The sequence below is a fragment of the Flavobacteriaceae bacterium GSB9 genome (genome assembly GCA_022749295.1).
In the GTDB taxonomy this organism is placed as follows: domain Bacteria; phylum Bacteroidota; class Bacteroidia; order Flavobacteriales; family Flavobacteriaceae; genus Flavisericum.
Window position 1 is genome coordinate 3564857 of the sequence record CP062007.1, and the last position, 16318, is coordinate 3581174.

Below are 16318 nucleotides of genomic sequence, written 5' to 3' on the forward strand. Positions count from 1 at the left end.
ACAATAAATTTATAAAATTCATTTTCGTTTAAGCACTTAAATCACTTTTTTTTATTGTAAAAACACTATTCTTTCGTCACTTTGAGTATTAACTCTCCTTTTAACTTATAATGTTCAGCAGTTTTGTCATACCTTTTTAATACTTCCTTTGCATTATCAGGTATATATGCTTTTTTATAATTTTCTCCTGCAAATTTTTTTACGGATTCTAGAGAGTCAAACCTAAGAACCAGAAAAAACTCCATTTCAGCGTCGATTTGCCTCGTCGAAATACTAACTTTTTCTAATCCATCCACTCCTTTCTTTTTTACTGATGGAAATATCTCATTAATAAGCATATCTTCATAAATAGGAGCATTTTCTATGGTAGTCCATCCTTTCCAGGTTCTTATTATTTTTGATTTCTTACCCATTATTTTTTTACATTTAATAGTTTTAATTGTATTTTTCTTCCTACTCGAATAATAATGTTAATAATTTCTTCAATGTCTTTTTGTGTTGTTCTAAAATTAACAATGCAAGCTCTTAAACAATACTTCTTATTTACAATGGCGTTGGATAGAAAGACTTCACCCTCTTTCTGCAATTGATTTACTAATTGTTGATTTAGTATATTCAAATATTCGTTATCTTCCTCACAGTTCGGTGGAATATATCTAAAAGTTGTAATGCTTAAATTTTGAGATACCGCCTCTAATTCTTTATGGTTATCTGCAAGCTGAAATAGTTGTTTTGATAATTCTATATCTTCATGAATTAATTTTTCATAACCACATCTGCCTACTTGTTGTAAAGTTAACCAAACTTTTAAAGCCCTAAAGCCACGCGAATTTTGCAACCCATACTCATAAAAGTTTTCAGCGATCTCGGTTTTGCTTTTGCTAAAGTTATAATATTCAGGATGTGAGCTGTAGGTATCTATTAGGTGTTGAGGGTTTTTAACCAAAGTACAACCCGCTTCAAGTGGACTGTATAACCACTTATGTGGGTCAAGAGCTAGGGAATCAGCTTCTGAAATTCCATCAAATAAGTCTTTTTTGTATTTGGGAATAACGGCTGCCGGCAAACCATAAGCACCATCAATATGAAACCATAAATCATAAGCTTTGCAAATAGTTGAAATACCTTCCAAGTTATCTACAACACCAGTACTTACGTCTCCAGCTGTACCTATTACCATTATGGGTTGGCAACCATTTTCTATATCTTTTTTAATCGTTTCTTCTAGAATTTTATTATTCATTCTATTTGAAGAATCAGTTTTAATCCAACGAACAGATTTTGTACCTAAACCAAATAATATAGAAGCTTTATCAATCCAAGTATGTGTGGTTTTAGAACAATAAACAGTTAACTTTTTAGATATATCTGAAAGCCCATCTTCTTTTATACTTTTAGGTGCTTTGGCTGTTCGTGCAGCTAAAAATGCAGTAAAATTGGCCATATTTCCACCGCTAACTAAAATTCCTCCATAGTTTGAGGAAAGGCCAATAAATTCAGCTAACCACTGAACTGTTTGTTTTTCAATTTCAGTAGCTATAGGGCTTAAAATGTGGGCACCAACGTTTGGATTAATAGTTGATGCCAATAATTCACCTAAGGCTCCAATTGGCGAAGCAGATGAAGTTATATATCCCATAAATTTAGGATGCCCATTCAACAACGAATGGTTAAGTAATAAATCCGTTGCTCTAGTTATTAGTTCTGTTGAGGATATACCATTTTCAGGTAAAGGAGAGCTTCCTAATATATCTTGTAATTGACTTGGAGTTTCATTTGTTGTAACAGGTTTTTTGTCAATGTTATAGATAAAATCAGAAATGTTATCTATTAATTGGTGTCCAATTTTCCGAAACTCTTCTCTGTTTATTTCAATGGAATTAATTCTATTTTCTTTCAAAATATAAGGTTGTCCTAATGTGTTATCATCATGTTTGTTTATGAGTAGTAGCGATTTTGTTTTGTTGCAGCACGTTATTCAACTTTTTTTAAAGGTGAGTGATGTTCATGCACCATTTTCCACCCATCGTTAGTTTTAACAAATAATAACGTTATTTGATCGTTTACTATCACTAAATCTTCATCAAATTTTAAATGGAAATCAGAATGAAAAGTTACATTTGCTACATTGCCATAAACGGCTATTTGTAAATCTTTTGCATCAAATTTAATAACTTCTGAAACAGAACCGAATACATTCCGTTCATGAGCTTCATTAGCTTTATCACCATTACGCGGTTCTCCATTTTTAAATTCTGTAAATTTTGGACCATAAGCGTGGAAAGAAATAAGTTTGTCTAAATCTTTATCCTTGATGCTTTGTGCGATCGCACCAAATGTTTCCATTACTTCTTGTTTAGCTTCAGGGAATTCATCATTTATTAAGTCTTCTTGAGCATTGCAGCTGGTAAAGAACAGACCTAAAGTGATGAAAAGTGTAAAGGTTAATTTTGATTTCATAATGTAATACTTATTTAAATTAATACAACAAATATCACTTAAAGCAAATTCTCAGAACTTGCAAAAAAGTTCAAAAAACATTCTAAAAAGTCCAAAAGTGCGAGTTAGAATTAGAGTACTCTATTTTTAACCCGAAATTGAAGTGGGGTAATATCAAATTGTTCTTTAAAGGATTTGTTATAATGTGATGAATTTACGAATCCACATTCATAGCATATTTGGTTTATATTTAAACTACTTTCAATAAGAAGTTTTTTAGAATAATCAAGGCGTTTAGTTTTAATCCATTTAGAAGGTGTAGTATCATAAACAGCTTTAAAATCCCTCTTGAAAGTTGAAAGGCTTCTGCCACATAATTTAGCAAATTCTTCAACCTTTAAATTATATAAAAAATTTTCGGACATAACTGTTTCTAAATCAATACCTAATTTTTTGTTTTCTTTATTGTTCCTATTGAAATCTGTTCTATTGGGGCGAATCCCAGTAACAAATTCTTGTATTTCTGCTAAAATCGGATATGTATCTCCAGTCCAGAAAAGATGATCTTTTCCTTTAAATGTAACAAATTTAGAATTTGGTATTCGCTCGGCGATATATCTGCCTTCTTCAACTAGGATTTCGATATCTCCTTCCCTAAAAAGTAAAAGTGTTGGAGCTTTTATTGAATCTAAAATATTAGTCACATCAATGTGTGTACATTGTTTATGTAAAATCAAGGCAGCTTTTGGGCTTCCACCAGAACGCAAATAACTGGCTAGCCAATGCATGAATCCATTATCATGAGCAAGAGAAGGTACAAGTGTTCTCAATTCATCTAATTTACCATGTGCCCAATTGTTTTCAATTAATCTATTTGAAACTTCACGTTCTTCATCTGTTGGTGCCCATGGATAATCTTCAGAATATCTACGTTTAGCAAAAATTCCGAAACCAATGATGCCCAATGTCTTTCCTGGATAATTTAAAGAGAATAATAAACTTACTGAGCCTCCTTCTGAATGGCTAAATAAAAATGCTTTTTCTGATTTTGTAGCGTCCATTACTGCATTGATATCCTCCATTCGTTCTTCCATAGTAGAACACTCATCAGATCTGTCTGACAGCCCAGTACCTCTTTTGTCGAATATTATTAATCGTGAGAAGAATGTAAGTCTTGTTAAAAATGCAGCATATCTAGGTTCAGACCACATCATATCAATATTTGATACCCAACCAGGAATATAAATAATGTCTACAGGACCTTCTCCTATTACCTGATAGGCAATATTAAAAGCTCCGCTTTTTGTATAATTAGTTCTAGGTTTCAAAAGTAAAATATCAAAATCTCAAAATATATTGATTAAGCAGTCTGTTTTATTACGAACAACGTTTCTTATAAGAATAATGTGGTTTTGTTAGCGGGTTTTTTTCATATAACATCAGAGTAGACACGCATAAGCTTTGGGTTATGTGCTAAAACATACATTGTTTTATACTGTATAGGCAGATGGTATTGTTATTTAACAATATTTTTGACTTCCCAAAAAGTGATTTCTGGTGGTCCAGCTATGAAGTTTTTGGAATTGGCCATGAACTCTTGCAAATGTGCAGTATTCATATGCTCGGTATTATAATAATCCTGATCTTTCCATTCTTCGTAGAGTAAGATATTTGTGTTGTCGGTGGGGTCAACATGAAGTTTTATTGAGATAAAATTTGGCTCTTCTTTAACTTTTTCAAAAAGATTAATTAATGCTGAAACCGCATGACCCCCTTTGTCTGGTTGGGCTTTAAATTTGAGTAGAACAATTACATTTTGTCCTGAATTAATACCTGATTCATTTTTAAGGGGATACCATCCAACTAGAACGAATATCGATGCTGCTAGAATTAGGATTACTGCTAAACTTTTATTGGTTTTCATATCAGAAATATTTTTAGAAGTTAAAATTGTTACTTGGTTTTCTGCCGTAACTTAAAGATAGTGAATTCCAATGAATTCCGATGAGGAGTTTAGCCGTAAGCAGTTTTACACTTCTTAAGTTTACAATCTTTTAACTTTGATGTTTTAATCAGAAAGAACAAAAGAGAGAAATAAGGTTATATTATAGAGTGAAGCAAAGACTTCGACAACATTGATAATCCTCTCTCTTTTCCTACTATTATTTCGTTCAGTTCTGTGAGTATAAAACTCGATTTAAAGTTGTTGAGGCAGCACTAGTTTACTCTTTCCAAATTCAGTTCTTATAAATAAATGTAAAGAAATATATGGAGTTGACATCAGTAAACCTATTTCAGGAAAGTTCAGTTTTTAAATTACAGCCAACGAATCTCAATATACGTTGGACAGGATTTCCAAGCTCCGACTTATCAAATCGATATCATTTTGAGTAAAAGTAACAAAGTATCATTTACCTACATCCCCGGCTTAGGTATTCTGTGTTTTTTTTCTTATAATTATTTTGCCCACTTTTGGCCTTCCTCGGTAAACCTCCATTGAAAGTATGAATCCAAAACTTTCATCGCGTTCTCATCCGGAACATTGGATGCATGAGGCTTTTCATTGAGATACATGAGTTGCTGATTTTCCATGGTAAACTCTGGCCAATCGGGCAATCCTTCAGCGTTTGGATGACCATATTTAGTGAAGTTGACCCAGTAACTACTCATGGTTTCAGAAAGGGCAATATCAGCCTCGGTGGTTTGGGGATTTCCCTTGTCTAGCGTCATGAAAACGTAAGGAATCTCACTGCCGTGCGGTGAACCAAATCCATGCATAGAAGAACCCTCAGGGTGGTCTGGATGCTGATCAAAATAATAAAGGAATACGTTTGAATTGCCTGTTTGAGCTTGAAGTCGGGCCCAAGTCCAGGAATGCCAACCAAAAGCAGCAGCACTGGTGAGATCACGAGCTGATTTAGGCACTGAATTTTCTCCTACAGGAAAGACCGAAAGTAACGTGTCTGCAAACGGACCATAGCGTTGTTGTACTCTGGCGATATGCTCTTCGGGGGTTTTAGCAGTAAGGAAGAATGCACACTCATCAGAATTATAACCAACAAGCACATCGACATCATTATACTTACCTTCCTTATACAACTGGAATTGGTTACCTGGTATAACATATCCATCTACGTTAGGCCATGCGCCGCCCATGCCAGGTTTTATTGGCAGCTCTTCCACTTTAAGCTTACGCAAATCTGTTATGGAGGACACGTTGGCTTCTATTAGAAAGTCTTTACCGTCTTCTTCAGCCTTTTGTAATGTCTTCATGTTTTCACCTGGATACGTGGTCTCTCTGGTTGGGCCAAAAGAACCTCCACTTTGAGAAATGGCACCACGGAACAAGCCTTTGGCCAATGGCGAAGCACACAACATGCTGACCGATATCCCTCCAGCAGATTCTCCGAAAATGGTAACCTTCTCCGGATCACCTCCAAAACCGGCAATGTTATCTTGTACCCATTGCAAACCTGCAATCTGGTCGAGCAGCCCATAATTACCAGAAACCTTTTGTGGGTTTTCGGCGCTCAACTTCGGGTGCGCCAGGAAGCCAAGTTTCCCTACTCTGTAGGCAATACTCACCACGATAATCCCTTTTTGAGTCAAATGCTCACCGGTACATACAGGCTCTGCCGCAGATCCATAGCTAAATCCACCTCCATATATCCAAACTAACACGGGCAGTTTTTCATTGGGCGATTGAGCGGGTGTCCATACATTCAGATACAGACAGTCTTCGCTCTTACCCGCTGGTGGTTCGCCATGTTGGTAGGGAGAAGGACCAAATTCTTTGGTCTCTTTTATGCCTTCCCAGGGTTCTACAGGTGCTGGGGCTTTCCAGCGCAAGTCGCCCACTGGTGGTTTGGCAAAAGGAATTCCTTTAAATACACTAAGCCCGTTCTCTTTCAATCCTTGAACGGAACCGCCTGTAACCTCTACTGTATCCAAAGTTTGCTCAACGCAAGAAACCATAAGGCCTAAGCAAAGGATGGATACAAAAAATCTTATCGTCTTCATTTTGTCTTTATTTGATGGTTAGTTTTTGTAGGAATCGGGTTGTATTGATTGCTCTGGCTATTTACAGCACTTTCCATACTTGTATGGATATATATCCGTCTTTGCCTTCCGGTTTACAAACATAGATAGCATTATTTAGCCAGGCATATTTTGAATCTATTGGGGCTTCAAATTTAGGTGCGGCTCTGAAATAGAACGCTTTAGAACTTTCCTCTGAGGGTTCATGTATCAATCCTGTGTTACGTATATGAATCAATACCCCGTCATCTGTCTTGATGGTGTATATAGCATTCAATTCCGTGCGATTAAGATTTTGGTTTCGATATTGATAATCAGCGCCTCCGTTTAATACCACGCCTTTCATCTTAGGACCACTAAAGGTACCTCCGGTAATCGGAATAATGATCCTATCTCCATGAGGCGTAGCACCTAATGACATAGAATCGTCAATGGTCACTTGCAATTCGCAAACAAATTCTAATGCTGGCGGAGTAAACTCCATAGGGGCAGTATTTCCAGTTTCAGTCTCAAAACCCTTTGCTTTCATGGTCCACCCTGGATAATCCGACAAATCATTATTCAAAAAAATATGAGAATTGTCTTTGTTTTTAAACTGCCAATCCAGCCAATCAATCGTCAATTGAGCAAAAGACCCTCCATACTTCTCCGAGAAAGTTGCTCCGTGACCAGCTGTAGTATGGTCAGCAAATACGACGGGCACATGACTGATTCGATCATAATCTAAAACGGCATTTTCGTAGGCAATGTCAGTCTTACCTCCTATCATATAGATAATTGGGGCGTGCAACATTGGCAATGATGCTGAACTCGCACCAGCCATGGTCATGTTGCCCATGCCGGCATTCAAAATCAAATAGGTCTTAATGCGTGCGTCATTAGCAATTCGCAGAGTTTGTGCCCCACCACACGAGTGTCCACCTGCCGCTATTTTGTCCAAATCTACCTTGTCGTAATAATCACTGCCTTGGGTTCTGGCCTGTTTCGTTATCCAGTCCAGCGCTTTCAGGAGTTCATCATCAGCAGTGGACTCGTGTACCCGCTCTTCCACAGTCATTTGCAAAGTTCCAATAGCAACTATGATGTAACCATGCGAGGCAATCTCTGATAATAAGCGCTCTTGATGGATGGACGAATTCATGCATCCGCCATTCGCCCAAACGAGTATGGGTAATTTGCCTTGTTGCTTAGCTGCCTTTTGTATATTTTCAGGTCTATAGACCACAAAATCAGGAAGTGACTGTTCTGTCACGGCAATGGACGGATAATTGCCACTGCCTCCTTGATCTATAAGCTTCGTCTTGATTACCTGTGAGTAACCGACTCTCAGTGAAAAAACGAGCAGTAAAATAGTTAAATAGTGTTTTCTCATCTATATTCATATTAAGATGTTACATTTCTTCAAATGTCTTGTCCTGAAATATGGCTACAGGTTAATAATTGATTTACGCTGTTTTTAAATATACCATATTAGGTGTTTTGAAGTCTAAAGATAAATGTAATCTTATTTCATTGTATAAATTAATAGCATTTTTTGTCGCTCTCTTTGCGTGGGCCACGTCAGTAAAGGTCTGGTCAAGATAAAATTCATCTTTTAAGATGCCGTTTACACGCTCAGCCATGGCATTTTCATAGCAATGATTATCTTCCGTTATACTAATTTTGATGTTTTTCTATTTAAAATTTGCGTGTATACATTACTACAATATTATATACCTTTATCCGAATGGTGAATGAGTTTTTGATTATGGTGCTTTCTGTTTTTAATGGCTATATCGAGGGCCTCTTTGTAAAGCGACGTTCTCATATGATTGTCGAGTTTGTATCCCATAATCTTCTTGGAATATGCTTCTGTGACCAAAGCTAAGTAGTTATGGCCATTTTCTGTATTAGTGTAAGTGATGTCACTACCCCAGAGCTGTTCAGGTCGAGTAGGGACGTGGTCTTTTGCAAGGTTTTTGTATTTTTTGTACATATGGTTTGAGTTAGTTGTTGTGATATAGTTTTTACGTTTCTCTATCAGTAAGTTATTGTACCTTAAAAACCTATAGGATTTGTCCCTGCCTATTTTGATTAATAAAGTCTTGCTTTTGTTGTGCTTTGAGCATTTTGTATAAGGCTTGTTTAGATATCCCAAAACATCCATAGAGCCACTTTCTTTTATGCGGGCTTTTTTCTTTACCTCTATCTCTTTTGCCAATGTTTTGGGCAATGACCAGTAGTTTGGTCTCTAGATTGACTTTTTGGTAGCTTTTTTTCGGCAGTGGTCTTTTTTTGTTTTCATAAGTGACTATAATTAAATGATTAATTTTTAGTCAACCTATTTCAGGAAAGTTCACGGGTCAAAATGTGCTACAACGGTCTTATATATGAAAAGTAGCAGGCTTTAGTAAAAATACTTTTCTTTAGTTGAAAGATAATAAAAAAGCGCAAACCTAATGACTTGCGCAAGTTCTGCTATTTTTTATATATGTTGCTAGCAATAGTTTTATTTTACCTTTCTTTTTGTTAAAGGAATCATCATTGGTGTTTTCTTCATGTAATCCAAATATTTAGATTTAAAATTACTCTTTAGATCTTTCTCTTCGTACAGTGCTCCAATAAAGAAATAGGCAGTCAAAAGAATGGCAAATACTAAATGAGTTGCAGACATTTTAGGTGTAAACCATAACCCCATTATTCCACCTAAGTATAATGGATGTCTTGTATATTTATAAAATGAAACTACTTTAAATCCTAAATCTGTATATGGCTTATTTAATAACTCTAAATAGGTTTGTCGCAGTCCAAATAAATCAAAATGGTTGATTAAAAATGTACTAATAAATAAAATTAACCAGCCTAAAAAGAATAAAACATACATAGTATAGTATAGAATACTTCCTTCTTTAACTGACCATATATTACCACCAATTGGTTCCCAATTCCATATAAGAATAAAAAGTAAAATTCCTGCTTGTAATACATAAGTACTTCTTTCTATTGGTCTTGGTAGAATTTTTGTTATCCAGTTCTTAAATGATTTTCTCGCCATTACACTATGAGGTATTGCAAAAAGCAATACAAGTCCAATGTTCTTTGATATGGCATAGTAAAATGGTGCTTCTGGATTTCTATCAATTGATATTTCTGGTATTAGATGACTTATTGATAAAATCCAGAATAGTAAAGAAGCAAAACCAATAAAATATGCAACTATAGAGTAAACGAACATTAATATTTTTTTCATGATAATTAGATTAAAAAATGAACAGAAAAATTGGTCATTATAAAATTAATAACCAATCCCCTTTTTAAGCTATTATGGCATCATTTAATACAATTGCCATGTTGTATTCCTCCACTCTTAATGTTTCGGCAATTACCCCATAACGTTCAGGTATTTTGGCAGCCAATTCTGAGGTCCAGAATGTTCCTCTTGCACTTTTAGTTTCAAATAAATAAATACCACTTATTGCTCCTGTAGATTCTTCTGCTAGATAGTACTTTTCAACGAGCCCAGGCACATTTCTAAAAATATCTAAATCTTCATTACAAACTTGCATTAACTTTTCTTGGCTATGAGAAGAGTTAAACTTTACTGATAAAACCGCTGTTACTTTTTTCATTTTATTAAATTTTAAGTGATTAATAATTACTGTAACAAAAGTATAGGTGAAAAGGGTTTACAGTATAGACTAAAAAGTCTTAAAAATGGACTTTAAAGTTTTTTGCAACTAACCTTTTTTACAAATTACAATATTGAATAAGGTGTTGTTTTGTGTTTTTGATTAAATGTATATATCAAGTGTTGTGTGTCTTCAGAACCACATTTAAAAGAAATTTGATTCATGGGAAGGTCTGAATATAATAGGCTATGAATATCTAAATCAAACTTTCCTTATTTTGCAATAACTGAGAATTCTTGATGCTGTATTCAGAACATCGCCAATAAATATACGTTCCTTATTATCAAAGGACCAATTACTTACCATTACTTCACCGTAATGAACACGTGCTTTAAAATCCGGAGCTATTCCATATTTACATATAAATTCCTTTTCGGAATACATAAGCTTTTTTTTCATTCTATGATAACATTTTATTGGATTCTCAATATCTAATTTCTTATTAGAGGGCCATGTTACCACAATCTCACCACCACAATCTGCAATGGAGCCTAGAAGAGACTCAAATAATCCTTCAATAAATAGAAGTACTGTTCTGTTCCAATTTGCTCTGCAAAGGAGGTAGAAGACTTCATGTCTATAAACATGAATATCCGCTTTTCTAGTTTTGACTTAGCTGGTCTTATTGCTCTGGAACACTTAATTGATGAATATGGAATAGTGAAAGTTTGCATTGTTACATATTTCGTTATTGTTAACAGTACAAAAATAATCGCTTAGGTCACCTCTAATAGACAAAAAAACTAAGAAATAGACTTTAAGTTTTTACTTTCCTTCCAGATGGCGATACTGTAAAGGTGTTGTATTGTAATTTTGTTTAAATACACGAATAAAATGAGAGGTATCTTCAAAACCACATTCAAAAGAGACTTGATTTATCGGAAGGTCTGTATGCGATAAACGATGAATAGCTAAATCTAACTTTCGCTCTTTTAGCCAACGCCCTGGCGTTGTTTTATAATATTGTTTGAAAGATTTTTTGAATTTAGATAAACTCATGTTACAAAGTTGCGCATAATCTTCAATTTTTAGATTATAGGCAAAATTTTCTTCCATCATGCGAGTCATGTGATATTCTTGATTTTGACATAATGAAATAAAGTAATCCGTTAGGTCATGATGATTTCTGTTAACACAGAAACTTAAAAGCAGCTCTTCAAATTTAAGTTTAAGTAATTCACTATTCGGTTTTTTATCTAATGTGAGATAAGAGTATATAGAACTACAATAGTTTTCTAATAGTTGATTGGATTCTATTCTTAAAACAGCATCCTGGTTGGTTAGCTGTTTCTGGGTTGTATCGAGAAACTTAGAGTTTTTATTCAGAAATGACTTAATAAAACTGTCAGGAATAAAAAAGAAAATAGCACAGAATTGATCATCAAAAAACTGATGAGTAAGGTTTGCCCCTTTTTTTATAAAAAGAATATCACCTTTTTCAACCACATAATCATGATATATGGTTCTCCACATTTTTTTACCTGAGGTGATAAATGCAAAATAGTTGCTATCTGACCATATTCCGAATTTTGTTTCTTCTTGGATACATGTATATTCCACAAATAAAAGTTCATTTACTTCCATTTTAAGAAAGGTATCGTCTTGTTTTATAGAGGAATAAAGGTTTACCATTCTTCAAATTATTGCTAACGGTTTGTGTATAGTTTCGTTTCGTGAAAATCCGCGAGGATTTTCCGCCGTAAACCGAAGATAGCAAATTTGCGAGGACTTTCGCAAGTAGGCAAGAAGCCAGCAATAAATTATTCAAGGTGTTACCCAACGTTTTTCTTTCAGTCAACTTTCTATACATAGTGACTTATATTGTTTATCTTTAACTAAATAAGAAACGCATTTTAATTCCTAAAAATTAATGAAGCTTTATATCAAATATATGGTAAGCTTAAGATGCAAGCTTTTTGTTAAATATGAGTTAGAAAAATTGGGTTTACACTACAATAGTGTTGAGCTTGGAATGATTGAAATAAAAGAAGATATTTCCGAGTCTCAAAAACAAGAATTTAAATCAAATTTAGCGATAGCAGGGTTAGAGTTAATAGATGATAATAGAAGTATTCTTATAGACAAAATTAAAAACGTGATTATAGAAATGATTCATTATTCTGATGAAGTCCTAAAAGTTAATTATTCAGATTACATAGCGCAAAAATTGAATTATGATTACACGTATTTATCAAATTTGTTTTCAGAAGTAAAAGGAATTACTATTCAGCATTTTATTATTAAACACAAAATAGAAAGAACAAAAGAATTGATACTTTACAATGAACTTAATCTCACGGAAATCGCCTATAAATTGGATTACAGTAGTGTTGCTCATTTGTCTAACCAATTCAAAAAAGTTACTGGTCATTCACCTTCCTTTTATAAAAAAATTGGGCAAAAAAGAAAGCAGAATTTAGAGAATCTGTAACATGTGTAATCTTATATGTCAGTTGTGTAACACAATTTAAGGCTTTTGTCGTCATCTTTGTGATTGTAGTACAATTAAGCACTACTTTAAATACATGATTATGGAAACCAAGAAAAAAGAAGGCGAGAAAAAAACTAGTGAGCTATTTAAATTTAGTGGAGATTGGGACAAACAATCAAAAGCCTTGAAGGTAAAATATCCAAAATTAACTTCAGAAGATGTGAAATTTGAAAGTGGTAAAGAATTAGATTTAATCAAAAGATTAGAAAACAAGTTACAGAAGGACAGAAATGAAGTTGTAGGTATCTTGAAATCAAATTATAAAAGCATTACAAATGCAATTTAGAATATTAAGTTAAGCCTATGAATTAAGAACAGTTTAGTAAAAAACTGTTCTTTTTTATTGGCTTTATTTTAAATCAGTGATTTATGTAACTATAGCTACAAGGTGTATAACTTAATATACTATCTCATCGTTAACTTTGTAAAGCTATTAATCAGTTAGAGAAGTCCAGATAAATTAAATTATTTGGGGTTACAAAAGCAGACTTAAAAGTCTGCTTTCTTGTTTTGATGAAATAGTATGATGCATATAACTACGGTTTTCATCTGTATAAAATAAACTATAACTCCTTATTAATTAACGTTAAAAAATTATAATCATGTCAAAAGAAAAAAGCGGCAAAGCTAAAAATAGTAAAACAGCACCAACTAAGACTGCCAAAGAAAAGAAACAAGCTAAAGCAGAAAAGAGACGAATAAAAAGGGACGAGTAAATACAATTTGTATTATGAAGAATTATGAATTTGAAAACCTTAAGGCATTCAACATTAGTGATAATCTGAAATATGTTTCCAATACCATAATTGTTAAACACATTTTAAATGAAAAAACAGGTAATATAATGGCTTTAGCGTTGGACTATGGTAAAGTGTATAAGCCCAAACTAACACCTTTTTCAACTTTTGTGAATGTCATTGAAGGAAAATCAGAAATTGTGGTAGACGAAATATCTACCTACTTACAAAAGAATGATTCCATGATTATTCCAGGTCATGTTCTATACACAATTGAAGCAAATGAAAGGTTTAAGATGCTTTCAATCATTTTAAAAAGTGGCTATGATGATTTAGAACCATAGAATAAAATCAATAATTATGAGTAATTTATTTAAATCAGGTGATATAGTGTGTGCAAAAGTTAATCCTACAAAATCTCTAAAAGTTAGAATTTTTGCTAGAAAAGTCTATTATTGTGATGTATGTAATCATCCAGAAGAAAAAGAAGAAGTTTATTTTGAAAGAGAAATTGAATTTTATAAAAATGAAAACTAGATATAGCTGATTTAGGAAAGTTCTTTTGGTAATGTTGGGTAAAGGTTTTGTATATGGTTCGTAGCGTGTAAAAAGGTAATATCTTTTCGGTTAAGCACAATACAAATTTAAAAATTTGGTGATTTCGTAAATAAGTCTTGATCTTGTAGTTATAACTTATTGGTTATGAATTGTATACGTTGTTAGTTGTAGTGTTTATTACCATTAGAATTTTATGTTTTTGCAAAATGATTTTTCACAAAAGCAACTTGTTCATTATCCGTAATATTATCTGACGATTCTATATCAATTTTTATATTCTTAAAATGTAAATCTTTATTCAAGTAATTACGAAGTTCTACTTTTGCATTTGTTGGTCCAAATAGCAGTACATGTTTATACTTTAAAATTTGAGCTCCAATTTTGTCATAAAATTTTTCATTCATTTGCTGTCTCTTATTATGCATAAGACTTTCGCTACGCATTAAGGCTTCTTCCTTAGTTTCTGAAGTAAAATTTGATAGAATAGGGCTATATTTGTTTTTTGAATTTATATCAATCAAATTAGCGACTGAATGATCCATCCAGATACCTAAATTGTTATTTGTTTTCATTGTATTAAGATTTAGTGTTTTTGAATTTTTCCAAGAATACTTTCTATAGAGGTTTTTATTTTATCAATTGCTCCTGTCACAGCAATATCCATAGTACTTGCTTGATTAGTAATAGCAATAGGTTGTCTGCCTTCAAGTCTGGCTTCTAATAGACACGAGATGTCATTAAATCCGTCCTTTTTTCCATTCTCATCTTTCAAGTGAACTTCTATTCTAGTGATATGAGATTCGAACCTTTGTAGTGCTTCTGCAATTTGAGAAGTAAAAAAATCGTTACTTCTTTTTTTGCCAGTAAGGGTTTTGTCGGTATTTATTTGTATTGTCATATTTTACAGTTTTTTAATGCTTTTTGTATACGTTTCTAATAATCTATTTAGGGAATCTAAATAGCCTTTTAGATCTTTGCTACTTATTCCTTTTACCTTATTGGATAGGAAGTTTCTAGGGATTTCATTCAAGTATTTAATCAATTCTGGATATTCCTCTTGAATTTTTATGGTTATCAGTCGGATTTTATCATTAAGGTCATTTTGAGATTCCATTTTCTATAAGTTTTGAAAAACTAAAAGCTTCTTTAATTTAAAGTTGCTTTTAATAAATGCTATACTGAATTAACAAATTACCGCATGTTGCTTACCTGCTTTTTGAGTTTTATTGGAAAGGGTTACCTGACGATGAGCAGCAATTGTACTTTTTTCTGCTTTTTCATGATTTTCATTTTCATGATGTGTTGCGGCTTCAAGGTGGTATTTGGCTGCAGTTAGCAAATGAGCTGCTGCTTTTCTGTTTTTTTTACTCCTTTTTAAGGTTTCTCCTATTGGACTAATCGCTTTTCCTTTTTTGAGATTTACTTTTGTGGTTTTCATTATATCGCTTTAAAAATTAAGTTCTAGTTCATTATTTACATGCCAGATTCCAGGGGTTTTCCCAACAATGCGTTCTGCCTCCTCTTTTTGATATAAAGAAATTGTTTTTCCAGAAAGTGTTACTGCGGTACCTGACACTTTTATATTTATATCATTATGATTAATAGAACTTCGTCTAAGGGCATTTTTAACATCTTTTTGTTTAATGGCATCTATCACATCAGACTGTAATTCTGCATTATTTTTCATCTTTATTATTTTTTATTTTGTTACTTTTTAATAGTTGGTTCATAAATCTTATAGTCTTTGTTTAGTTGGTTGATATTACCAGTTGGATTTGTTGGATGAGTCTGTTCTATTGTTCTTTTAAATTTCTTTCTATCTTTAATCATTCCATGTTTTTTATTTTAATTGTTCATTTATAGTATACAGCTTTAATACTTAAACATAGCCAATACTATCTTAAAGTTAGTAACTTATGCTAAAGACTTAACTATTAGTGACCCTATTAAATTTAAGTTCAGCTAATATTTTTATTTCAAGGGATTATTGTAGCCTCTAATTTCTCTGTTATACCGAAATAGGGCTGTTTAGAGTTATGTAGCTTTTATGCAGAAACGTCGCTCTACATTACAGCTAACGGTTGGGCTATGATTCCGTTGCGAGGTAAATCCTGTGGTTTTCTCGAGTAGGAATCAGCTTATTAAAAGTAAACATATTTTTTAAAGTTGGATGGAGCAATGGATTATAGCCGTTGTTGTGGGTAGTTATTTAACGTTTTTTTAAAACTATATGTTCATTTTAATTTTTTCAAATCATTTGTGAATTGTTCTATCTTAGGCCGGTAATTCTCACTAAACATTGTCCTATATTATCTATCGTGTAACATTTTGGACGTTAAATGGTAATTTTCGATTTAGATTTGAAATGAATCAGTAAAACAAAAATT

20 protein-coding genes are annotated in these 16318 nt (G+C 33.1%); 4 read left to right on the plus strand and 16 right to left on the minus strand.

Annotated features, from left to right (window positions below; translation table 11 throughout):
- Positions 1 to 65 precede the first annotated feature (65 nt).
- The 11 genes from GSB9_03132 to GSB9_03144 all read right to left on the minus strand — a co-directional run bounded on the left by GSB9_03132 (position 66) and on the right by GSB9_03144 (position 11729).
- Positions 66 to 413: an antibiotic biosynthesis monooxygenase gene (locus tag GSB9_03132; protein ID UKM66542.1), complete on the minus strand. Its 348-nt coding sequence runs from the start codon at positions 411 to 413 to the stop codon at positions 66 to 68.
- Positions 413 to 1900, minus strand: a complete 1488-nt coding sequence (locus GSB9_03133; GenBank protein UKM66543.1) for an aminotransferase class V-fold PLP-dependent enzyme — start codon at positions 1898 to 1900, stop codon at positions 413 to 415. Before GSB9_03133 ends, GSB9_03132 begins: the two co-directional genes overlap by 1 nt.
- A 74-nt stretch (positions 1901 to 1974) precedes the next feature.
- Positions 1975 to 2460, minus strand: a complete 486-nt coding sequence (locus GSB9_03134; protein ID UKM66544.1) for a nuclear transport factor 2 family protein — start codon at positions 2458 to 2460, stop codon at positions 1975 to 1977.
- A 110-nt stretch (positions 2461 to 2570) separates the two neighbouring features.
- A complete protein-coding gene (locus GSB9_03135; GenBank protein ID UKM66545.1) occupies positions 2571 to 3767 on the minus strand; it encodes an alpha/beta fold hydrolase in 1197 nt (398 codons plus the stop codon).
- A gap of 188 nt (positions 3768 to 3955) precedes the next feature.
- Positions 3956 to 4363 carry an antibiotic biosynthesis monooxygenase gene (locus GSB9_03136; protein ID UKM66546.1) on the minus strand — a complete coding sequence of 136 codons (408 nt, stop codon included), beginning with the start codon at positions 4361 to 4363 and terminating at the stop codon, positions 3956 to 3958.
- 533 nt (positions 4364 to 4896) lie between these two features.
- The gene (locus GSB9_03137) at positions 4897 to 6459 is read right to left on the minus strand and encodes a carboxylesterase family protein (protein ID UKM66547.1); all 1563 of its coding nucleotides are present in this window, start codon (positions 6457 to 6459) and stop codon (positions 4897 to 4899) included.
- Between the two features lie 61 nt (positions 6460 to 6520).
- Positions 6521 to 7849 carry a DUF3237 family protein gene (locus GSB9_03138; GenBank protein UKM66548.1) on the minus strand — a complete coding sequence of 443 codons (1329 nt, stop codon included), beginning with the start codon at positions 7847 to 7849 and terminating at the stop codon, positions 6521 to 6523.
- 336 nt (positions 7850 to 8185) lie between these two features.
- Entirely contained in the window at positions 8186 to 8677 is a 492-nt protein-coding gene (locus GSB9_03140; GenBank protein UKM66550.2) for a DDE-type integrase/transposase/recombinase, read from the minus strand.
- A gap of 288 nt (positions 8678 to 8965) precedes the next feature.
- A complete protein-coding gene (locus tag GSB9_03141) occupies positions 8966 to 9706 on the minus strand; it encodes an isoprenylcysteine carboxylmethyltransferase family protein (GenBank protein UKM66551.2) in 741 nt (246 codons plus the stop codon).
- A 64-nt stretch (positions 9707 to 9770) separates the two neighbouring features.
- Positions 9771 to 10085, minus strand: a complete 315-nt coding sequence (locus GSB9_03142) for a hypothetical protein (GenBank protein UKM66552.1) — start codon at positions 10083 to 10085, stop codon at positions 9771 to 9773.
- Positions 10086 to 10910: 825 nt separating this feature from the next.
- A complete protein-coding gene (locus GSB9_03144) occupies positions 10911 to 11729 on the minus strand; it encodes an AraC family transcriptional regulator (protein ID UKM66554.2) in 819 nt (272 codons plus the stop codon).
- 286 nt (positions 11730 to 12015) lie between these two features.
- Here GSB9_03144 and GSB9_03145 point away from each other — a divergent pair, with 286 nt between their 5' ends.
- From GSB9_03145 to GSB9_03149, 4 genes are all read left to right on the plus strand, one after another.
- Positions 12016 to 12576 carry a helix-turn-helix domain-containing protein gene (locus GSB9_03145; GenBank protein ID UKM66555.1) on the plus strand — a complete coding sequence of 187 codons (561 nt, stop codon included), beginning with the start codon at positions 12016 to 12018 and terminating at the stop codon, positions 12574 to 12576.
- Positions 12577 to 12676: 100 nt separating this feature from the next.
- On the plus strand, positions 12677 to 12922 hold the full coding sequence (locus GSB9_03146) for a hypothetical protein (protein UKM66556.1): 246 nt from the start codon (positions 12677 to 12679) through the stop codon (positions 12920 to 12922).
- Positions 12923 to 13366: 444 nt separating this feature from the next.
- A complete protein-coding gene (locus tag GSB9_03148) occupies positions 13367 to 13717 on the plus strand; it encodes a cupin (protein ID UKM66558.1) in 351 nt (116 codons plus the stop codon).
- Between the two features lie 16 nt (positions 13718 to 13733).
- Positions 13734 to 13910 (plus strand): hypothetical protein, encoded by a 177-nt coding sequence (locus tag GSB9_03149; protein ID UKM66559.1) that lies wholly within the window; start codon positions 13734 to 13736, stop codon positions 13908 to 13910.
- Between the two features lie 212 nt (positions 13911 to 14122).
- Here GSB9_03149 and GSB9_03150 read toward each other — a convergent pair whose 3' ends face one another.
- The 5 genes from GSB9_03150 to GSB9_03154 all read right to left on the minus strand — a co-directional run bounded on the left by GSB9_03150 (position 14123) and on the right by GSB9_03154 (position 15618).
- Complete coding sequence (locus GSB9_03150; protein ID UKM66560.1) at positions 14123 to 14503, minus strand: hypothetical protein; 381 nt, start codon at positions 14501 to 14503, stop codon at positions 14123 to 14125.
- An 11-nt stretch (positions 14504 to 14514) separates the two neighbouring features.
- Positions 14515 to 14829: an HPF/RaiA family ribosome-associated protein gene (locus GSB9_03151; protein UKM66561.1), complete on the minus strand. Its 315-nt coding sequence runs from the start codon at positions 14827 to 14829 to the stop codon at positions 14515 to 14517.
- Positions 14830 to 14832: 3 nt separating this feature from the next.
- Positions 14833 to 15045, minus strand: a complete 213-nt coding sequence (locus GSB9_03152) for a hypothetical protein (protein ID UKM66562.1) — start codon at positions 15043 to 15045, stop codon at positions 14833 to 14835.
- A gap of 69 nt (positions 15046 to 15114) precedes the next feature.
- Positions 15115 to 15369 (minus strand): hypothetical protein, encoded by a 255-nt coding sequence (locus tag GSB9_03153; GenBank protein ID UKM66563.1) that lies wholly within the window; start codon positions 15367 to 15369, stop codon positions 15115 to 15117.
- A 9-nt stretch (positions 15370 to 15378) separates the two neighbouring features.
- Positions 15379 to 15618: a BON domain-containing protein gene (locus tag GSB9_03154; GenBank protein UKM66564.1), complete on the minus strand. Its 240-nt coding sequence runs from the start codon at positions 15616 to 15618 to the stop codon at positions 15379 to 15381.
- Between the last annotated feature and the right edge of the window lie 700 nt (positions 15619 to 16318).